This is a genomic window from Streptomyces sp. NPDC051105 (assembly GCF_040682795.1).
Taxonomy (GTDB): Bacteria; Actinomycetota; Actinomycetes; order Streptomycetales; family Streptomycetaceae; genus Streptomyces.
In genome coordinates, this window is sequence record NZ_JBFBBR010000006.1 from 450,784 (window position 1) to 469,786 (window position 19,003).

General features: G+C 68.2%; 24 protein-coding genes, 1 tRNA gene and 2 pseudogenes. 11 read left to right on the forward strand and 16 right to left on the reverse strand.

Annotation, left to right across the window (positions count from 1 at the left end; genetic code table 11):
- Positions 1 to 107: 107 nt before the first annotated feature.
- Positions 108 to 431: an antibiotic biosynthesis monooxygenase gene (locus AB0N16_RS18330; protein WP_362577268.1), complete on the reverse strand. Its 324-nt coding sequence runs from the start codon at positions 429 to 431 to the stop codon at positions 108 to 110.
- 157 nt (positions 432 to 588) lie between these two features.
- On the opposite strand from AB0N16_RS18330, the gene AB0N16_RS18335 reads away from it, so the two are divergent.
- From AB0N16_RS18335 to AB0N16_RS18360, 6 genes are all read left to right on the forward strand, one after another.
- The gene (locus tag AB0N16_RS18335; RefSeq protein WP_365797794.1) at positions 589 to 1,167 is read left to right on the forward strand and encodes a TIGR03086 family metal-binding protein; all 579 of its coding nucleotides are present in this window, start codon (positions 589 to 591) and stop codon (positions 1,165 to 1,167) included.
- A gap of 21 nt (positions 1,168 to 1,188) precedes the next feature.
- On the forward strand, positions 1,189 to 1,500 hold the full coding sequence (locus AB0N16_RS18340; protein ID WP_365797796.1) for an FG-GAP repeat protein: 312 nt from the start codon (positions 1,189 to 1,191) through the stop codon (positions 1,498 to 1,500).
- A gap of 2 nt (positions 1,501 to 1,502) precedes the next feature.
- Positions 1,503 to 1,913, forward strand: a complete 411-nt coding sequence (locus AB0N16_RS18345) for an FG-GAP repeat protein (RefSeq protein ID WP_365797798.1) — start codon at positions 1,503 to 1,505, stop codon at positions 1,911 to 1,913.
- 53 nt (positions 1,914 to 1,966) lie between these two features.
- Positions 1,967 to 2,191, forward strand: a complete 225-nt coding sequence (locus tag AB0N16_RS18350; RefSeq protein WP_365797800.1) for a hypothetical protein — start codon at positions 1,967 to 1,969, stop codon at positions 2,189 to 2,191.
- Positions 2,192 to 2,226: 35 nt separating this feature from the next.
- Entirely contained in the window at positions 2,227 to 2,334 is a 108-nt protein-coding gene (locus AB0N16_RS18355; protein ID WP_365797907.1) for an FG-GAP repeat protein, read from the forward strand.
- 147 nt (positions 2,335 to 2,481) lie between these two features.
- On the forward strand, positions 2,482 to 3,516 hold the full coding sequence (locus tag AB0N16_RS18360) for a Yip1 family protein (RefSeq protein ID WP_365797802.1): 1,035 nt from the start codon (positions 2,482 to 2,484) through the stop codon (positions 3,514 to 3,516).
- Between the two features lie 244 nt (positions 3,517 to 3,760).
- Here AB0N16_RS18360 and AB0N16_RS18365 read toward each other — a convergent pair whose 3' ends face one another.
- The 4 genes from AB0N16_RS18365 to AB0N16_RS18380 form a co-directional block, all read right to left on the reverse strand.
- Positions 3,761 to 4,393: a GNAT family N-acetyltransferase gene (locus AB0N16_RS18365; protein WP_365797804.1), complete on the reverse strand. Its 633-nt coding sequence runs from the start codon at positions 4,391 to 4,393 to the stop codon at positions 3,761 to 3,763.
- Positions 4,394 to 4,692: 299 nt separating this feature from the next.
- Positions 4,693 to 5,205 carry a phosphoribosyltransferase gene (locus AB0N16_RS18370; RefSeq protein WP_365797806.1) on the reverse strand — a complete coding sequence of 171 codons (513 nt, stop codon included), beginning with the start codon at positions 5,203 to 5,205 and terminating at the stop codon, positions 4,693 to 4,695.
- 10 nt (positions 5,206 to 5,215) lie between these two features.
- Positions 5,216 to 5,791, reverse strand: a complete 576-nt coding sequence (gene dcd, locus AB0N16_RS18375; RefSeq protein ID WP_362577245.1) for a dCTP deaminase — start codon at positions 5,789 to 5,791, stop codon at positions 5,216 to 5,218.
- Between the two features lie 91 nt (positions 5,792 to 5,882).
- Positions 5,883 to 6,041 carry a hypothetical protein gene (locus AB0N16_RS18380; RefSeq protein ID WP_362577243.1) on the reverse strand — a complete coding sequence of 53 codons (159 nt, stop codon included), beginning with the start codon at positions 6,039 to 6,041 and terminating at the stop codon, positions 5,883 to 5,885.
- A 272-nt stretch (positions 6,042 to 6,313) separates the two neighbouring features.
- On the opposite strand from AB0N16_RS18380, the gene AB0N16_RS18385 reads away from it, so the two are divergent.
- Positions 6,314 to 6,387: transfer RNA gene (locus AB0N16_RS18385), tRNA-Gly, on the forward strand.
- 276 nt (positions 6,388 to 6,663) lie between these two features.
- Here the strand turns inward: AB0N16_RS18385 and AB0N16_RS18390 are convergent.
- The 6 genes and pseudogenes from AB0N16_RS18390 to AB0N16_RS18415 all read right to left on the reverse strand — a co-directional run.
- Complete coding sequence (locus AB0N16_RS18390; RefSeq protein WP_365797809.1) at positions 6,664 to 7,014, reverse strand: helix-turn-helix transcriptional regulator; 351 nt, start codon at positions 7,012 to 7,014, stop codon at positions 6,664 to 6,666.
- Between the two features lie 9 nt (positions 7,015 to 7,023).
- Positions 7,024 to 7,413, reverse strand: a complete 390-nt coding sequence (locus AB0N16_RS18395; protein WP_365797811.1) for a type II toxin-antitoxin system RelE/ParE family toxin — start codon at positions 7,411 to 7,413, stop codon at positions 7,024 to 7,026.
- Positions 7,414 to 7,479: 66 nt separating this feature from the next.
- Positions 7,480 to 7,653 carry a hypothetical protein gene (locus AB0N16_RS18400; protein ID WP_365797813.1) on the reverse strand — a complete coding sequence of 58 codons (174 nt, stop codon included), beginning with the start codon at positions 7,651 to 7,653 and terminating at the stop codon, positions 7,480 to 7,482.
- A 600-nt stretch (positions 7,654 to 8,253) separates the two neighbouring features.
- A complete protein-coding gene (locus tag AB0N16_RS18405; protein WP_365797815.1) occupies positions 8,254 to 8,961 on the reverse strand; it encodes a hypothetical protein in 708 nt (235 codons plus the stop codon).
- Between the two features lie 11 nt (positions 8,962 to 8,972).
- Complete coding sequence (locus AB0N16_RS18410; RefSeq protein WP_365797817.1) at positions 8,973 to 9,596, reverse strand: hypothetical protein; 624 nt, start codon at positions 9,594 to 9,596, stop codon at positions 8,973 to 8,975.
- Between the two features lie 674 nt (positions 9,597 to 10,270).
- Positions 10,271 to 10,551 (reverse strand): annotated as a pseudogene (locus tag AB0N16_RS18415) (site-specific integrase); the annotation flags it as partial.
- A gap of 201 nt (positions 10,552 to 10,752) precedes the next feature.
- Between AB0N16_RS18415 and AB0N16_RS18420 the strand changes: the two are divergent.
- Together AB0N16_RS18420 and AB0N16_RS18425 are read left to right on the forward strand one after the other, a co-directional pair.
- The gene (locus tag AB0N16_RS18420) at positions 10,753 to 13,404 is read left to right on the forward strand and encodes an RICIN domain-containing protein (protein ID WP_365797819.1); all 2,652 of its coding nucleotides are present in this window, start codon (positions 10,753 to 10,755) and stop codon (positions 13,402 to 13,404) included.
- Positions 13,405 to 13,881: 477 nt separating this feature from the next.
- Positions 13,882 to 15,579 (forward strand): RICIN domain-containing protein, encoded by a 1,698-nt coding sequence (locus tag AB0N16_RS18425; protein ID WP_365797909.1) that lies wholly within the window; start codon positions 13,882 to 13,884, stop codon positions 15,577 to 15,579.
- A gap of 206 nt (positions 15,580 to 15,785) precedes the next feature.
- Here the strand turns inward: AB0N16_RS18425 and AB0N16_RS18430 are convergent, their stop codons facing one another.
- The 3 genes from AB0N16_RS18430 to AB0N16_RS18440 form a co-directional block, all read right to left on the reverse strand.
- A complete protein-coding gene (locus tag AB0N16_RS18430) occupies positions 15,786 to 16,571 on the reverse strand; it encodes a hypothetical protein (protein WP_365797821.1) in 786 nt (261 codons plus the stop codon).
- Entirely contained in the window at positions 16,568 to 17,098 is a 531-nt protein-coding gene (locus AB0N16_RS18435) for a SigE family RNA polymerase sigma factor (RefSeq protein ID WP_365797823.1), read from the reverse strand. Before AB0N16_RS18435 ends, AB0N16_RS18430 begins: the two co-directional genes overlap by 4 nt.
- Before the next feature lie 145 nt (positions 17,099 to 17,243).
- Complete coding sequence (locus tag AB0N16_RS18440; protein WP_365797825.1) at positions 17,244 to 17,414, reverse strand: hypothetical protein; 171 nt, start codon at positions 17,412 to 17,414, stop codon at positions 17,244 to 17,246.
- 297 nt (positions 17,415 to 17,711) lie between these two features.
- Between AB0N16_RS18440 and AB0N16_RS18445 the strand changes: the two genes are divergently transcribed.
- On the forward strand, positions 17,712 to 18,068 hold the full coding sequence (locus tag AB0N16_RS18445; protein WP_365797827.1) for a hypothetical protein: 357 nt from the start codon (positions 17,712 to 17,714) through the stop codon (positions 18,066 to 18,068).
- Here AB0N16_RS18445 and AB0N16_RS18450 read toward each other — a convergent pair.
- Positions 18,052 to 18,261, reverse strand: coding sequence for a hypothetical protein (locus AB0N16_RS18450; protein ID WP_365797911.1), 210 nt, complete (start codon positions 18,259 to 18,261; stop codon positions 18,052 to 18,054). The two genes, AB0N16_RS18445 and AB0N16_RS18450, sit on opposite strands and share 17 nt — an antisense overlap.
- 366 nt (positions 18,262 to 18,627) lie before the next feature.
- Positions 18,628 to 18,794, reverse strand: a pseudogene (locus tag AB0N16_RS18455) (DUF2000 family protein); the annotation flags it as partial.
- A gap of 55 nt (positions 18,795 to 18,849) precedes the next feature.
- On the opposite strand from AB0N16_RS18455, the gene AB0N16_RS18460 reads away from it, so the two are divergent.
- A complete protein-coding gene (locus AB0N16_RS18460; protein WP_365797829.1) occupies positions 18,850 to 18,975 on the forward strand; it encodes a hypothetical protein in 126 nt (41 codons plus the stop codon).
- Positions 18,976 to 19,003 lie beyond the last annotated feature (28 nt).

Sequence of the window (19,003 nt, forward strand, 5' to 3'; positions counted from 1 at the left end):
GCGGACGTGGGCGAACGCGGGCGGGGCGGAGGCGGGCGGCCGTGTCCACAGGCCCCGGCGACAAGCCGCTGCGGAGCCGCCCCGCGGCCGCCGGCCAGGACCGGCCGTCACTCGCCCTTCGGCCCCGCCGACTGCACCACCTCGAAGGACCACAGCGTCGACCCGGAGGCCGCCGGCTTGGGACGCTCGCCCTCGGCGCCGCCCTGGTGAGCCGTCTTCATCGGCCCCTCCATCCACGCCTGGAACGACTCCTCGTCCCGCCACCGCGTGTACACCAGGTACTGGTCGGTCCCCTCGACCGGCCGCAGCAGCTCGAACCACTCGAACCCGTCCGAGTTCTCCACGGCATGCGCCCGCGAGGCGAACCGCTTCTCCAGCGTCTCCCGCTGTTCCGCCGGCACGGTCAGTACGTTGATCTTGACTACGCTCATGTCCCCATCCTGCCGCAGGGGTGATCAGGAGAGCGTGAGCGACGAGGACTTGTGTCCGGGCGCATCTCGCAGAGGGGCTCCCCTGGACGTCGGGACAGGCCGCGGCGCCCCGAAAACGAGTGGCCCGCAAACGAGAGGCACGGCTAGCGTCGCGGCCGTGGATATCAGGGAACTGGACCGCCGTGCCCTCGCCACCCTGGGAGCGGTGATCGCGCGGATCGACCCGGACCAGCTTCGTCTTCCGACGCCGTGTGCCGACTGGACGCTGCACGGCCTGCTCCGCCACCAAGTGAGCGAGAACCTCGGCTTCGCAGCCGCCGCGGCAGGCGTCACCGGTGACCTCCGGGCCTGGGACCAGGGCGACCTGGGTGGGGATCCCCACCAGGCGTACCTCGACTCGGCCGACGCCATGACGAGGGCATTCGCCGAGGATGTCCTGGAACGTCCGCTCCAGATCAGGGAGTTCGGCCTCTTTCCCGGCCGGGTGGCGCTCGGCATGCACGTCCTCGACTGCGTGGTCCACGGTTGGGACGTCGCTCGGACCATCGGCGTCGCCTACGATCCGGACGCCGACCTCGTCGGCCACTCACTCAAGGTCGCGGCGCTGATCCCGACCGCAGCACCGTCCGACGACCGGCCGAGGACTCCGTTCGCCCCGGCGGTAGAGATCTCCGCGGGCGCTCCCGCCCTGGAGCGGCTGCTCGGACTCGTCGGCCGTCGGCCGGCGGCAAGCTGAGCGACGGTCAGCAACTTCACCGTGCTGCGCGGTTCGGCCTCCGGCCTGACCGGCAGCGGCGCCAAGCTCTTCTCCCAGGACACGACGGCCGTCCCCGGCACCGCCCAGTCCCAGGACTTCTTCGGCTCCGCGGTCCGCCTCACCGACACCAACGGCGACGGCCGCGCGGAGCTGGTCGCGAGCGCCTACGGCGAGAGCCGCGGCGCCGGCGCCGTCTGGCTGTTCAGGTCCACGGCCTCCGGCGTCCAGGCCGGCGGCTCCAGGACCTTCACCAGCACCACCCTGGGCGGCCCGGCGGGGACCGCCTACTTCGGCGACGTACTGGAGGGCTGATCATGCGTATGCGCACGGCGGCGGCCCTCGCCGCACTCCTCACCGCGGGCCTCGTCCCGCTGGCCGGCACCGCCTCGGCCGCGCCCGCCAGGTACGCCGACGACTTCAACGGCGACGGCTCACACGACCTCGCCACCGCCGCCCCGGGCGCCACGGTCGGCGGCAAGGCGCGGGCGGGCGCGGTGGTCGTCACCTACGGCTCCCAGTCCGGCGTCAGGGCGTCCAGGCGTACCGTCGTCACCCAGAACTCGGCGGGCGTCCCGGGCACGGCCGAGAAGGACGACGCGTTCGGCTCGGCGCTCGCCTTCGGGGACCTCAACCGGGACGGGTACGCCGACCTGGTCGTGGGCGCCGAGGGCGAGGACGGCGAAGCCGGGTCGGTGACGATCGTCTGGGGAGCAAGAAGGGCCTGACCGGCGGTCGCATCGTCGCCGACCCGGCCCGTACCTCCCACACCCGCTTCGGCATGTCCCTGGCGGTCGGCGACTTCACCGCGGACGGCCGGGCGGACCTGGCCGTCGGCAGCACCGGCGCCGACGTGCAGATCTTCCGGGGCGCCTTCACCAAGGCCAGCGAAGGGATCGGCGCGGCCTGGCAGACCGGCACGGTCACGCTGCTGCGCGGCTCCGCCGCCGGTCTGACGGGCGCGGGCTCCACCCGCTGGACCCAGCGCCCGGGGTACCGGACCTGAACGAGGACAACGACTTCTGGGGCTCCACCGTCCACCTGGCCGACCTCAACAGCGACGGGAAATCCGACCTGGCGGTCGGCGCCCGGCACGAGAACGGCGGCCAGGGCGCCGTATGGACCCTGCGCGGCTCGTCCAGGGGCTGACGACGACGGGCGCGGTCAGCTTCGGGGCGACGTCGGTGGGCCTGCCCGGACCGTGGTCGCAGCTGGGGATGGTGTTCGGGCAGTGAGGGCATGAGATCCGGCCCCCCTGGACAGCTCCCGGGGGCCTCTTGGGGGATCCCTTAGGGGATGTCACAGCTCTGCGGCAAAGGCGGGCTCGGGGTGCCGAGCCCGCCCCAAGGTTCTCCCGGACCAGGTACGTTCGATGACGTGGCTGGATTCAGGATCGGACGCGGTGGCCGGGACGCCCGTGCCCCGCAAACGCGACCGCAACAACCCGCGTACGGGCAGCAGGCGCCGCCCCAGAGCTTCGGCGGGCAGCCGGCGGGACCGTCGTACGGGTACCCGTCGGCTCCGCAGCCGTACCCGCAGAACGGCGGGGGCGGCGGCTGGCCGCAGGGCCGCGGCGGCTACCCGGGGCAGGGACAGGGGCAGCCCGGCGGCGACGGCCCGGAGTACTTCGGCGACGACCACGGCTACGGCGGCCAGGGCGCCGGCACCCCCGACCCGTACGCGGCGAACAACCCGGGCCACACCCAGGCGTTCTCGGTCGACGAGGCCGACGGCTACACACGGGGCGCGACCTACCACGCCGGTTCGGCGGCGCCGTCCGGCCCGATCGGCCCGCGCCTGCACTGGAAGGACCTGCTGAAGGGGATCGTGCTCGCCCCGAACCAGACGTTCCTCCAGATGCGGGACTACACGATGTGGGGGCCCGCCCTCATCGTGACCTTCCTCTACGGCCTGCTCGCGGTCTTCGGCTTCGACGGCGCCCGCGCGGACGCGATAAGCGCGACCCTCACCAACGCGATCCCGATCGTCCTGACGACGGCGGTCGCGATGGTGCTCTCCTCCTTCGTGCTGGGCGTGGTGACCCACACCCTGGCCCGCCAGCTGGGCGGCGACGGCGCCTGGCAGCCGACCGTCGGCCTGTCGATGCTGATCATGTCGATCACCGATGCCCCCCGTCTCCTGTTCGCCATGTTCTTCGGCGGCGACGCGGGCTTCGTGCAGATTCTCGGCTGGGCGACCTGGATCGCGGCCGGCGCCCTCCTCACGCTCATGGTGAGCAAGTCCCATGACCTGCCGTGGCCGAAGGCGCTGGGCGCGTCGGCGATCCAGCTGATCGCACTGCTGTCGATCGTGAAGCTGGGCACGTTCTAGCCCCCGCCCGCATCCGAGAAGGCCCCCGGCTGCCGTGCCGGGGCCCTTCCCGTGCGCTTCGGGATGTCGGCCGCTGGTTCACCGACCGCCGGTGATACTGCAACCCGCGTCGCCGTCGCCGCACAGCTCCCGCTTGCGGGACAGCCTCTCCACCGCTGTGTATGCAAGTCGGACGATCTGTTGAGCACCTCGCCGCAACTCGCGGCCCCGGCGTATGGCACCGTTCGGGGATCCTGGTTGCGTGTCAGGGAGCGACAGGCTGGTAGATGAAGCCGGTCAGCGGCGCGAGGACCTTCCAGTCGAGTGTTTCGTAGAGCGCTCGGCCCTGGACGGTCGCGCCCAGGATGCCGGTAGCCGCGCCGTTCTCGATGGCCGCGTTGGCGAGTGTGCCCATCACGACCGTCCCGAGACCGAGGCGCTGGTGAGCCTCCTCGGTGACGATCTGGTCGAACACGCACGCATCGGCTGTCAGACCGATTTGACCGCGGGCGGCGAGCTTCCCGTCGGCGGCCAGAATGCGTACGCGTGTGACATCGTCGGCGGTCTCGGCGGTGGCTGTGTACCCGTCGGGCGCGCGCACGACGGACGGACGCAGGTCGACGGCCATCAGAAAGCCGGGATCGGTCGGCTCCCACGCGGGCGAGAACCACGGCTCCATGACGTCCGGTGCCAGAAAGGCCTTGATCCAGGTGGCTGGCTCGGTGATCGCGCCGACGAGCCCGCGGGCGGTCTCGACATCGGGGCCGAGCAGGACGTGACGGACCGCCTGGGCCGGCAGCCCGACCTGGATGGTCAGCCCCCACGGCATGTCTACCGGCTTCGGTGCCCGACGCGAGACGGTCCACCCGTCGACCCACGAGCGCGCGAGCTCCAACATCCAGACACCCCTCGAGTAATAACCGAAGCCTGGCTTTGGATGTTACACAAACGAGGTGACAGGCATCGATGGATCAGCACCTGAGTCCAAGGGAGATCTGCGGACACGAGGGGAGGGCGCAACAACCTCGCGGGCGCCTACCAGACGGCCGGGGACCTGGGCCGGGCGATTTCGCTGTACGAACGGACCCGCACCGACCGGATGCACCGGATGCACCGGATGCGGGTCTCGGGTGAGGACCGCCACCGCCCGTACGGTGAGCGCCAACCTGCCACGATCGACGGACGTCGCCTCATGACCTAGAGCGCTTCTTTGGACGGGGTGACCGGCTCACCCGACTTACGTACCACGGGCAGAACACTCCACGGGAAGTTGATCCAGTCGTCGGTCCGCTTCCACACGTACTCGCACTTCACGAGGGAGTGGGACTTCTCGTAGATCACCGCGGACCGGACCTCGGCGACGGTGTCGAGGCAGAAGTCGCGGACCAGCTTCAGCGTCTTGCCGGTGTCGGCGACGTCGTCGGTGATCAGCACCTTCTTGTCGCTGAAGTCGATGACGTTGGGGACGGGCGCGAGCATGACCGGCATCTCGAGAGTCGTCCCCACCCCGGTGTAGAACTCCACGTTGACCAGGTGCAGGTTCTTGCAGTCGAGGGCGTAGGCGAGGCCGCCGGCGACGAAGACGCCACCGCGGGCGATGCTCAGCACTATGTCGGGTTCGAACCCGTCGTCGGCGATGGTCTGCGCGAGCTCGCGCACGGCGACGCCGAACCGCTCGTAGGTGAGGTTCTCCCGTACGTCATTGCTCATGGCCGGCTCCTCACACCTGCGTCCGATGGAAATTGAGGTAGGAGCGGGAGGCGGTGGGTCCGCGCTGCCCCTGGTAACGGGAGCCGTAGCGCTCACTGCCGTAGGGGTGCTCGGTGGGGGAGGAGAGCCGGAACATGCACAGCTGCCCGATCTTCATGCCCGGCCACAGCTTGATGGGGAGGGTCGCGAGATTGGACAGCTCCAGGGTCACGTGCCCGCTGAATCCGGGGTCGATGAACCCGGCGGTGGAGTGCGTGACCAGCCCGAGCCGCCCGAGCGAGGACTTCCCCTCCAGCCGTGAGGCGAGGTCGTCGGGCAGCGAGATGACCTCGTACGTCGACGCGAGGACGAACTCCCCGGGGTGGAGGATGAAGGGCTCGTCGCCCTCGGGTTCCACCAGCCGGGTCAGGTCCGGCTGCTCGACGGAGGGGTCGATGTGCGGGTACCGGTGGTTCTCGAACACCCGGAAGAAGCGGTCCAGCCGCACATCGATGCTCGACGGCTGCACCATGGATTCGTCGTAGGGATCGATCCGTACCCGCCCGGCGTCGATCTCGGCCCGGATGTCCTTGTCTGAGAGAAGCACGCCCCGAGGATACGCAAGGCGCGCGGACCCACGACAATCGTGACAGTCCACGCGCCTCTGTTACTGGTGTCCTCTTCTGCTTCTTCCGCCGCTAGTGCTTCTCAAGGGCGACCGGCACGACGCTGCGCAGCCGGGCGCACTTGGGACACCGGACGAGCCGACCGGGGCCGAGCCGCTCGGCCTGCTGCATCGGGAACGAAGTGGTGCTGAACACGTGCCCTTCGGCACAGCGGACGACGGTGCGTTCCATCAAGTCCCTTAAGTCCCTTCCCCAGGAGCCGCGTCGGGCTTACTGCCGTGACGACGGAAAGCCACATTACGGGATCAAAGGGACGGCTCTCCAGGCGGCACTCCGGCCCACCGGACCCCTCTCCCGCACCCCCACCGTACGCCCCAACTCCGTTCCCCTGTAGCCCGATCCCACCCCCTGAAACGCGCACGAACCCCGCGGTCCGAGCACCGGGGGTCCGTCATGAGGTACAGTGAGCGGGCATTCGGACACCGACCCGGTCGGCGTCTTACGCGGGTGTAGTTTAATGGTAGAACATCAGCTTCCCAAGCTGAGAGCGCGAGTTCGATTCTCGTCACCCGCTCCAGAGTGAAACCCCAGGTCAGTGACCTGGGGTTTATTCTTTGGCGCTGACTCTTCAGCGCCTTTTGCACCCTCGGGCACTCGAAGATTGGGCACGCGGAGGGCACGGGCGCTTGGTTGAGACTGGCCAGTCACTGCTTCTCACGCCAGCGCGCGCCTCTGACCTGCGGTTTCGCGTCAAGTTCTGCAGGGACGAACAGGAAGAGCCCTCAGCCTGGCGTTCCCCGAGAAACGCGCCGGACGGTGCGTCGCATCACCGCACGGAAGACTTTCAGGCCAACTATGCTGCCGCGCTACCCTGATCACCACTTGCTGGCATCCGCAGCGTGTGATCACCGAAGTCGGCAACCAGGTCCAACCTGCCGCCGAGCGCCTCGACGTAACGTGCGATGACATCGAGAGTGGCGACCTCGCCGTGCTCGATCTGGGATACGCGAGCGATGCTTACACCCATATGGGCAGCCACATCCCTCTGAGTCAACCCGTACTGTTTGCGCGCCTCGGCAAGTTGATGCCCTCGGGCTTCCGCCAGCAGTCGACGCGAACCGGCTTCCACCTCGGCGGGATCCACGCCGGCCGAGTACAGCTCCTGCTCCAGGGTCTCCCAGTCCTGCGGGATCTTCTTGGGCATGCTCACTCCTCAGTCCTCCGTGTCGCCGGTGTAGTCGCGGTAGAGCTGTTCAGCCAGAGGAATGTTGTCGCGATACCAACGATCCCAGTTTCCCGCCTTGTCACCGCCGAGGAGCAGGAGGGCCGAACGAGTCGGATCGAAAGCGAAGATGATCCGGATCTCGGACCGGCCACCCGATCCCGGCCTCAGCTCCTTGAGGTGATGCAGTTCCGATCCTTTCAGCCGGTCCACAAGAGGACGGCCCAGAGTGGGACCAGCGTCACGCAGTGCGGCAACGGCCTGGGCAACCTGGGAGGCAGAATCGAGATCCTCCTTGATCAGCTGCCGGAACCACTCCGCGTACTCATCGGTGACCTTGATCGCCCAGCTCAAGACGGCTCCCCTCGACACCAACACCATGAGTTTAAGGCTTTCCTTAAACAGTGCAAGCTGACCATGTCGGCGCTGACCTCACTGACGGGGCCCTCATGAACCACCACTCCTGGTGGGAGGTCCTGAATTCCTCACCACACTCAGCAGCTCACGCCATGCTCGAACGATGGCGCCGACTTCCATCAGGATGGCTCGCACCTGGTAGAGCAGCACACGGATGACCAGCAGTCCCATGACGGCGCCGCTCCCCGCGGTGATCCACTCCATCGGACTGCTCCTCACCTCGAGCAGCAGGATCCTCACCCCGAGGGCTGAGGTCTTTACCCGCAGAGGTAAATCTCTCCATCTTGAGTCGCGGTCTCGCACTGCGCCCACCGCTTGGGAGACCAGGCTGCCCGTCATGGAGATCAAAGTCTGCAGGGTAAAAGCGGCATTTTGTGATCTTGCAAACCAGGGCAGGAAAGCAGCATTCATGTGCAGTCGCTACGACTCCCCGCTGTGAGGCTACGTGTCAACGAGCCCCGAGCACGGACGGGGCGGTGTAGACCCAACACTCGTCCACCCCGCTGCCCATAGCGTGCCCTTCAGAGCGGAGAACCACGGTCGACAGTGGTGCGATCCCGAGCTCTCGGACGCCGACCTGAAGCACAAACGCGCAGGTGAGAAGCAATCCGGCTCCCCAAGCGCCGTCGCTTCCCAAGCCGAGAGCGCGAGTTCGATTCTCGTCACCCGCTCCATGGAGAAGGCCCAGGTCACAGACCCGGGCCTTTTTGCTGTCCATCGTGTGGCGGGCCCGTCCGCTCCGGGACTCGATGGGCTCCCGGAGCGGGGGCCGATACGCGCAAAGTGGTACCCGGCACCGTGCAGTCAGCTGCCCGAGAGCCAGTCCGCCAAGTCGTAGACGGCATGACAGTAGGGGTCGTGGACGTCCTTGCGCATGCGTTCCAGCTCACCCAGCAGAAGGACCGGGAGTGCGGTATGCACCGCGGTTACGCCGACCGTGACGGAGCCTTTCTCGTCCTGGATGGGGAGGTCGATGCCGAACGGTGGTGCGTCCTGTGATTCGGGGGTGTCCAGGTAGAGGCGGCACGTCGTCTGGTCGAGAAGGAGGAAACCGCGCAGGCGCAGCTCCGGGGGCTCTTCAGATTCCGGTGGGAGGGAGAACGCAGCCGCTGCGGCGTGCAGTGCGTCCGACACCTTGAAGTGCGGCTCGGCTACGAAGGCGTGAACGGGGGCGGATGCGTCGATCACGGGGATCCCGAAGGGGTCGCGCGGTGCCTCCTGGATCTCGCGTTCCGAGCATTCCGTCGCCACGACGCGCAGGGCGGCTGCGAGGTCCCCGGAGGGGATGTTCCCGCCCTGGGTGTCCGTGAGTGGCACGTCGAAAGCGACGGAGCTGTCGAGCCGCTGTCCGTCCCAGAGGACGATGCGGCCGGCGCCGGGTCGTTCTGGGGAGGTCACCACACCTCTGACGAGCCGGACTTCCGGTCCGAACGTGAAGGCCGTGACACGGCTCAGCATTTCGTGCGCCAGCTGCGCCTGTAGACCGGACAGGCTCGTCTCGTCCCAGGTCATTGAGTGCTCCGTCATACTCGGTTCAACGCGTCCGGGCATTTGTTGACACCCTGGCAGAACGCCGTGATCACGCCGATCTTGTCGGAGTTGTCGGCGAGCTTGTACTTGTGGTCGCTGGTCTCCCAGTGGTACTGCGCAATGACCTTGACCTTGGCGAGAATGATCCCAAGGGTGTCGTACAGCACCGCGCCGTATACCTTGCGAGTCTTGGTGCTCCCTCGCTCGGGATGCTCGTTCACCGCGGCCTTGATGACCTTCTCGCTGTGGATGTTGTGCGGTCCGGAGAAGTGGACCCAGCCGAATGACCGGTTTCCTTGACGGGTTGGGATGTAGCGCCCGTCCTTGTCATGAGCCACGAACTTCACCACGCTCCAGTGGCTGCTCGCGGCGTCATCGTCTGCCGTCGCGGCACTCTCCCCGAGACCGGAGTCGGCCGCGGCGATGGCCTTGTCCGTGTCGTCCGCCGCGGCGGAGTCTGCTACGGCGTCCGAATCGGCTACGGCCTCGTAAGTGAGCCCCTGCTGGGTTGCTTTGAGGGCTCCGAAGGTCTGGACGTATTGTTCATTGGAAGCGAGGAAAAGCTGCCCCGCCTCTCCACTGGCCTCCGTTGAGTTGTCAACAGCACTGGCCTGCAATCAGGTTGCGGGCTCGTCGGCGACGCCGGACGTGCCAGCGTAGGCAGGGGCCGCTCCGAAAGTCACAGATCCGAGCAGCACAAACGAAGCCAGTTTGGCTTTCACGCATTCCCCCACGTTCCTGTGTTCTGATACGGGGCACCTTGGTGCCGAGGGACGCCGTGGTCAGCGGCATCACGCTGGATCAACCTAGCTCTTGGACATCAGGTCGATCCATACATTTGAGCGACTGTTGATCGTTCGGAGCTAGTCTCCCTGGCGTATGCTTCCGCAACGGCAGCTGCTGACCGGCGCTCGCACGCGACCCCTGGCTGCCTCTCGGCCGCCGCACGGGGGGCTCCCTCGCTGCTGGCCGGGCGGCGTGCCCATAGCGTGCCCATAAGAACGGTCAGTCACGGTCAACAAAGGTGCGATCCTGCGCTCCCGGGCCTCACACCAGAGTCCATATGACCAGGTCGGAAGCGGTCCTGCTCGCCAAGCGCCGCAGCTTCCCAAGCTGAGAGCGCGAGTTCGATTCTCGTCACCCGCTCCATGGAGAAGGCCCAGGTCATCGACCCGGGCCTCTTTGCTGTGCGCGGTGATCTATTGCCACGTGCCGGGTTCGTGTCAGAACGGTGATCGTCGGGGACGACCGTCTGCTGTTCTGGCACGGCCGCAGCATCCTGGCATGCCTTTCGTACTGTGGCGTCGAGGCCGGCTGCGGCTTCCTGCTCTCCGTCGTCCTGGGGGTGCTGATAGATCAGCGCGGCTTTCTCCGAGGACTGGCCGGCGCGGGCCATCGTGCCTTGAGGGTGGCACCGGATCGGGTGGCCAGGGTGTGTCCGGTGTGGCGGAGGTGGTCGTAGAACCGAAAGCCCTCAGGCATGCCGACGATCTCACGGGCCTTTCGCCGCTTCCGGCCGAAGGTGCTGCGCCGGAAGGGCGCCCCCTTCGCGGGAAGATTCACGCCATTCGGCGAGACGAACCCGGATCAAGGGCGCCAAATCCACCCTGGACGCTGATCAACGCCTACCGCCCCACGAGGTGAACGGAAAAAGTTCCCGGCTCGCGGCAACCCTGTGCGGAGTCTGTGACCACCAGGAGTCGGATCCGGTCATCCCCCGTGCCTGGATTCACTCCTCTTCTGGTGAACGGCATGCAAGGAGAACACCTCCCCATGAACAACCCCACGACCGGCGGACGCCGCGGGCGCCACCGCCGTCGCTGGACCGCCACCGCTCTGCTGCTCGGCGTGCCCGCCATCGTCGTGCCGTATCTCCTGTTCGCGCAGGAGGACTCGCAGGCCGCGACGATCGACGGCAATGCCTACTACCGGCTGGTTTCCGTACGCAGTGGCAAGGTGATGGACGTCAACGCCTTCTCCACCGCCGACGGCACCCGCATCCAGCAGTGGACCGACCAGAACACCGCCAACCAGCAGTGGAAGCTGAGACCCACCGGGGACGGCTACTACGAGCTGGTGAACCGCAACAGCGGCAAGGTGCTGGGCATAGCGGGCGGTTCGACCGCCCAGGCGGCCGCCGCCGAGCAGCAGACCGACAGCTCCGCCACTTCACAGGAGTGGCGGATCGACGATGTGAGCGGCTCCGACGCGGTCACTTTCACCTCCCGCAGGAGCGGCCAGGTCCTGGACGTCTCCGGAGGCTCCACGGCCGAGGGCGCGCCGATCATCCAGTATCCGGGCCATGGCGGCACCAACCAGCAGTGGAAGCTGGTGCAAACGGCCGAGACCCAGGCGTCCGGGACCGGCAGCACTCAGACCACGGCCGCGGCCGGACCGTATGTGTGGAAGAACGCCCAGGTGGTGGGCGGCGGTTACGTCACCGGGCTGGTGTTCAACCAGAAGGAGAAGGGCCTCCTGTACGCGCGCACCGACATGGGCGGCGCCTACCGCTGGGACACCGCGGCCGAGCAGTGGATCCCGCTGACCGACTGGCTCGGCGAGAAGGACTGGAACCTGCTGGGCATAGACGCGCTGGCCACCGACCCCGTCGACCCCAACCGGCTCTACCTCGCGACGGGCACCTACACCAACGAGTGGGCGGGCAACGGCGCGATCCTGCGTTCCACCGACCGGGGCCGTACCTTCCAGCGGACCGATCTGCCGTTCAAGGTGGGCGGCAACGAACCCGGCCGGGGGGCGGGCGAGCGGCTCGTGAGCGACCCCGCGGACCACGGCACCCTGCTGCTGGGCACCCGCAAGAACGGCTTGTGGCGCAGCACCGACTACGGCGCGACATGGAGTCAGGTCTCCTCGTTCCCCGTCAAGGACGGGGCGAGCAGCGGCGCGGGCATCTCCTTCGTGACGTACGGTCCGGCCGGCAGCAACACGGTCTACGTCGGCGTCAACGACAAGGACACCTCCCTGTACCGCTCCACCGACGGCGGCAACAGCTGGCAGGCCGTCTCCGGGCGGCCCACCGGCCAGATGCCGCAGCACGGTGTCGTCTCCGGTGACGGTTCGCTGTACCTGACGTACAGCGACAGCATCGGCCCCATGGACGCGACGGCGGGCTCGGTGTGGAAGTACACGCCGGCCGGCGGCGCGTGGAAGAACATCTCTCCCTCGCAGGGCGGTTACGGGTTCTCCGGTCTGGCCGTCGACCCGCAGAAGCCGTCCACGGTGATGGTCACCACCCTCGACCGCTGGTGGCCCGAGGACGAGATCTACCGGACCACCGACGGCGGCACGACCTGGAAGGCCCTGGCCGACAAGTCGCAGCGGGACGCCTCCGGCGCTCCGTACGTCGGCACCCACACCGGGCACTGGATGACCGCGCTGGCCATCGATCCCTTCGACTCCGGGCACGTGCTGTACGGCACCGGCAACGGCATCTGGCGAAGCAAGGACGCCAACGCCTCCGACAGCGGCGGCACCAGCCACTGGACCTCCGGGGCCCGCGGGCTGGAGGAGACCTCGCTGGCGGACGCGATCGCTCCTCCCGGCGGCGCCACCGTCATCACCTCCATGGGCGACCAAGGCGGCTTCCGCCACGACTCCCTGACCGAGGTGCCCGCCGGACGGCTGAAGAACCCGCTGATGAGCAGCAGCACCGACATTGATTTCGCCCAGTCGGCCCCCGCGGTGATGGTCCGCGTCGGCACTGGCGGCGCGCAGGACGGCGCCTATTCCACCGACGGCGGCAGCACCTGGAACGGCTTCACCGCAGAACCGGTCCCCAGCGCGAACAGCGGCCATGTCGCCCTCGCCGCGGACGGCTCCACGATCGTCTGGGCCGAAGCAGGCCAGGCCCCGTACCGCTCGACCGACAAGGGAGCGAGCTGGTCGAAGGTCAGCGGCCTGGGCACCGACGCCGTGGTCGTCGCCGACCGCTCCTCGGCCAACATCTTCTACTCACTCACGGGCGGCACGCTCCACGCCAGCACCGACGGCGGCGCGACCTTCACCCCCCGCGCCACCGGCCTGCCCTCCGGCAGGCTCACCGCCGTCCCCGGCATCAACGGGGACCTGTGGATCGCCGGCGGCGGCAACGGGTTGCTGCACTCCACCGACGGCGGCCGCACCTTCACCACACTCAAGACGGTGCAGTCCGCCTCCGCTCTCGGCTTCGGCAAGGCCGCACCCGGCGCCAACTACCAGGCCCTGTACCTGATCGGCACCGTCAACGACGTCACCGGAGTCTTCCGCTCCACCGACAAGGGCGCCACCTGGCTCCGCGTCAACGACAGCGCCCACCAGTGGGGCGCCATCGGCAGCCTCGGCATCATCACCGGCGACCCCGACACCTTCGGCCGCGTCTACATCGGCACCAACGGACGGGGCCTCCAGTACGGCGACCCGTCCTGACCCAGGCGCCCGAGCGGGGCCGCAGCCACAACGGCCTGCGGCCCCGCCGTGCGGCTGTGCACTCGCGACGGCGCCCTTCATCCGTTGATCCGGCTCATTTGCCGACGTGAACGGGATGCCGGATCTTCAATGGGTTGAGGTAGAGCCGTTGCCTCATGTCAACGGTGACCTTCGCCGCCGAGGCGGATGCGAGCGGGGCGTCCTTGCCAAAAAAATTCTGTGGCTCTTCGCGGCAACCTTTTCGACCTCTCGGACCACTCAGCGTTGTCCGGCCAAGTGGTCCGGTCAGAGCAGCAGCTGAAAGAGAGCACAGGCGTGTCCCTGGAACGAGAGCACAGACATGTCCCCGGCCCACCCACGGCATCGGTGGCGTCCGGCGTCGGCGGCCACCGTGCCGACGGCGGCGCGCGCGGTGGTCGCCCGAAGCATCGTGGCCGTCGGTTGCTCGCGCGTCGGGGTCTCTGGGCGGGTCTCACCATGGTGGTCGTGGCCGGCTCGGCTGTCGTGGTCAGCCAGGCTTCGGCGCAGCAAAAGACCCTGGATCTGAAGAAGTGGTACGTGCTGGTCAACCGCAACAGCGGCAAGGTGCTGGACGACCGCGCCTCCGCCAAGAACGACGGCGCGGCGGTGGTGCAGTGGAGCCGTCACGGCGGCGCCAACCAGCAGTGGCGGTTCATCGACGCGGGTGACGGGTACTACCGGCTGCAGAACCGGAACTCCGGCAAGGTGCTGGACGACCTCGGCTGGTCGAAGACCGCCGGCTCCGCCATCGTGCAGTGGAAAGACCTGAACGGCACCAACCAGCAGTTCGAACTGGCCAGGTCGACGAACGGCTACGTGCGCTTGGTCAATCGCTTCAGTGGCATGGCCGTCGATGTCCACAACGCCGCCAAAGCCAACGGGAGCGGTGTCGTCCAGAACCGCGACCAGGGCGGCGCCGATCAGCAGTGGAAACTCGTCCCGGTCGGGAGCGTCGGCAGCTCCGGTACGCCCACCGCGCCGAGCAGCAGCGTTCCCACCAGCCCGGCTCCGAGCAGCTCGCACCCGTCGTCCACGCCGTCGTCCACGCCGTCTCCCGTGGCCGGTGGCGGCGGCTCGACGACACGTTTCATGGGCAGCAGCACGGTGCTCATCGGCGGCTCGATGTCCGACGCCTCGGCGGCCGCCGCGCCGTTCGACGTGCGGTACGCCTATGTGCACAGCCAGCCCGCGCCCTCGTCGGACGACTACTCGGCAGCGCGCTGCCACGACGATTGGTCGGGTTGGTGGGGCTGCTGGAACGGCAGCACCACGGCGCCCGGCACTTACGTGACCTGGCGGGACAGCGTGGCGGCCGAGGCGACGTACAAGGGCAGCCCGCGTCCGCAGAAGATGCTGTGGACCTGGTACTCGTTGCGCGACCTCGGGGATGCGGCAGGCGAGGGCGACGGTCCGGGCGAGGTCAAGGCCATCAACCGGCTTGACCTGCTCACCCGGTACCTGAACGACTACCGGTTCTTCCTCCAGAAGATCGGCACGTCGCACGAAGCGATCGACCTCGAGCCCGACTTCTGGGGCTACGTCCGGTCGCTCGGCGATCCGCACAAGGTTGCCGCGCAGGTCACGGCCTCGAATCCGACGGACTGCGGATCGCAGGAGAACAGCGCCGCCGGACTCGCCCAGTGCCTGATCTCGATGGCGCACAAGTACGCGCCGAACACCGCCGTGGGGATGCACCTTTCCTGCTTCGACTGGCAGACCAACACTCAGGCTTGCGTCAAGGACTACGCGAGCCTCGGGGCGAAGAACGCCGACTTCCTGGCCACCGACGTGTCGGACCGCGACGCAGGCTGGTACGCACAGCCGGCCCACGGCGGCAGTGACCACTTCTGGACCGACCAGAAGGCCGCCGCCGCGCTGCAGTTCTACAAGACGATGGCCGAGTCCGTGGGCAAGCCGGTGGTCCTGTGGCAGATCCCCGTGGGCAACATGGCGCAGGACAACACCCTCAACCATTACAAGGACGACAAGGTGGACTGGTTCTTCGCACACATGGACCAGGTGGCGAACGCCCATGTCGCCGGCCTGTTCTTCGGTCCGGGGCAGCAGGAACAGACCACGGTCGAGTCCGACGGCGGAAACCTGATCCACAAGACGATCGCCTACCACAACTCGGGCGGTACAGCACTCAAGTAGGCGAAGCTGACGAATGCGCCCCTATCTCTTCGATGGGGCGCATTTCGCGCATGACCAGTGGGCGCTCGCCCGGCGCAGCCAGGCCGCGCACGCCAAGTCTCTCGGAGCCGGTGGGCACCCGGGGCGACCGGGAGCGCCTCACTGAGGTCTGCTCGACCACCGAGCTGTGCGGCAAGAGGGCTCGTCCCCTTGCCGCACACCGGCCTTCACCGGGTCGGGACGAACCCTCCCCGGACCGACGCGGAGCCGCCCGAACCCTGCGCGTCGACGCGGTAGCCGTCGCCCGCGGCACTGCGCCTGCCGGTGCCGTTGTTGAACTGCGCGGCGAACTCATGGCTCCCGGCCGGCACGGTCAGGCCCGGCTTGAGGACCCAGCGGTAGACCAGCGTGCCGCCGGCCTCCTGGGTGGTGACGGTGAAGTCATCACTCGGCAGGGTCTGCCAGGTGCCGGTGTTCTTCACCCCGCCGCTCTGCACGATCCGGATCTCGACCGTGAGCGAGGTGAGCGGCTGGGTCGTCTTGAGGACGAGGTTGCTCTGCGTCCAGTAGACGGTGCTCTGCGGATCCACCGAGCCGGTCGACCACAACGGTCCGTTCTGGCTCTCGCCGGCGGATGGTGATGGACTGGCGGTCGGCGGAGTCGGGCGTGAGCTGCCCGGGGTGGTGACCGGGGCCGGCGCGACAGGGGTGGGGCGGGCCGATGTCGGGTGCGGGGAGCTGACGGTCGGGGACGGGGTGGCAGGCGTGGTCACGGTGGGCGACGGTGACGAGGTGGCGACGATGGCGGCGACGGCGAGGCCGCCGGTCGCCAGGATGCCGGTGGCGGCGAGCCCGGCGAGCGCGACCCTGATCCAGGACCTCGCGAACGGCCGCGCGCGATGACGGACGGCGGGGCCGGCCATGCCGCGTTGCACCCGGGCCAGCATCCTCGCGCGGTCGGGCCGGTGGGCCTCGGCGGCCTCGCGCAGCTGACGGGCGATCTCCTCGTTCACCGGTTCCTCCTCCCTGCCACCAGGTCCCCGGACGCTCGTGCGCCCAGTATCCTTTCCAGCTCGGCCATTCCCTTCGAGGTCTGGCTCTTCACCGTGCCGACCGATATGCCCAGCGCCACCGCCGTGTCCTTCTCCGACAGGTCGAAGGCGTGCCGCAGCACCACGCAGGCCCGCTTGCGGAACGGCAGCCGGGCGAGCGCCGCGCGGACGTCCAGTACGGCCGTCACGTCCGGCCCGTCCACCTTCTCGGGGCTGCGGGACCAGAACAGCGCGATCCGACGTCGCTCCCGCACCGCGCTGCGGATCCGTCCCCGCGCCAGGTTGGCCACCACACCGCGGGCGTAGGCGATCGGGTGGTCGGCCTGCCGAAACCGGTCCCAGCGCTGCCACAGGGCGACCAGGGCATCCGCCGCGAGGTCGTCCGCCGCGTCGGTCTCACCGGTCAGGAGGTGTGCCAGACGTGCGAGTTCGGCATAGTGGCGTTCGAAGAACTCGTGGAACTCCGCGGACGCGTCATCGAGGACCATCCCCCGGCCGCCCTCTCCTGGCAATGATGTGCGCGTTGGTTGCACGTTTAACAACATCGGGGGGCGCAGCCTAACAGTGTCCAGCCCGGATTCGAACAGCGGTCGTGCTCGGTTGCGGGGCGGTGAAGGCTGACCGGCGGGCTGGTCAATGCCGGGCGAACCGGACGCCGGTCGCTTGCGCGACCTCCGGCTGCACGGCGGTGCCGTCGACGGTCAGCCCCTCCCCGTGGATGTCGGTGATCCTGACACCGGCTCCGCTCCCGCGGGGACGGCACGCCGGCACACCGAAGACCAGCAGCGCCAAGGGAATGCCCATGACCAGTCCGCGCCCGCGCCACGGTTGCGGCGCGGCGTGTTTCGCTGCCCTCATGCCCGTCCATCCGGTAGTTCGACTCGGCCTTCCGGTTCCCAGTTGCCGCAGAGGACGAGAAGGTTGCCGCCCCGACGCTGTTTTCCCGGCGATCGGTACACGGCACGAAAGGGAACCGTTCGCCAGGACCCGATGCCTTCCGTGTGCCAGGTGGGCAAGTCCTGCGTCTGTCGCTGACCCGGCTGTTCAACCTGGGCGTCATCAGCGGCTCCGGCCTGGTCCGCGAAGGGTCCCTCGTGGGGTGTGGCTGGTGAGGTCGCCCTCATGGCCTGTGGCTGGGTCCCCGGGGCCGGCGCGGGTTGCGACGCCGTGGACCTGGGCCGCTCCGCGATGGACAAGGAGGCGGTAGGAGTCACCCTCGAAGCGGCCGGCTTCATTCGGCTCGCGGGCGACGCGGCCAAACTGCCCAAGCAGCTCGACAACATCCCCGACAGGACCCGGGACAAGAAGGAGCAACTCCAAATGGTCAAGCCCCCTACCCGCGAGGACCTGCGGGTAGGGGGCTTGTCGCCGTGGACGCTGATCGGCGGTCAGGCTGCCGGTATCGGCGATCCCGCGATGAGGAAGTCCCGCGATCCGGCGATCAGAAGGAGACGGTGACGCCGACCTGGTGGTACTGGCCGACGGTGTCCAGGACCCCGTCCTTGACCGCGCCGAGCTGAGCCACGAGGTCCGAGCTGCTGATCGCCGTGGGGCCGGCGGTGATGCCGACCTGCGGGCTCAGACCGCCGGAAACGGTGTCGAGTTCGGCGTCGGAGATTTCAAGGGTCTGAACCTGGGGAGCGGAGTTCATGATGAAACTGCCCTTCGTATGGATGTTCCACAAGGGGGAGCGGCCAAGCTGGGGATAGCCGGTGGGCCGTGACCGCAGGCCCGCGCCATCCGTTTCCGGACACCTTGGCGCGATCCCGGCGGCGCGAAGGATCAAATCACGGAGCGTGCCCGGCATCCAGTCGCTCACTGCTCCCAGCAGGGCAGTTGAAACAGTCGACTGCTCATCCATGCGCGCATGCACACGAATTGAGGGCAGCTTCTCTACATGTAGCCCCGCATAGGAAACCGACAGCTATTGCCACGGCAGTTCCGATCAGGACAACTCCGCACCAATCGAATGCACCCGTGCCGCAGTTGCGCATTCGCTGTGGAGATTCAGCCACGTATGCATCCGTGCGCCCTTCAGCGCCTTGTCCACCGCGTTCCGCGCCCGTACACCGCCAGCCCCATCAGGTCCGGCTTCTCCGTCGGCACGGCCCGGACGGCGGCACAGTTGGCGCTGTCATTTCCGGTCGCGAAGTGGGCGGAGGTGAAGGCGGCACGAGGCAGGGCAGGGCAGGGTTACGGATCAGATGCTGGCCACCCGACTCGGCGAAGCCCGCACCTCATGGCACTTGCCCGCGCCCACCGGAAGACCGACGGGGGCGCCGCCGAACTGATGGGGTGGCAGGAGCGGGCCATCTTCTCGGACATCGGCGTGCCCGAGACGGAGTACAGGGATCTCGACCGGTGACGTCTCCTCAGCTGAGCCCGAAAGCCCT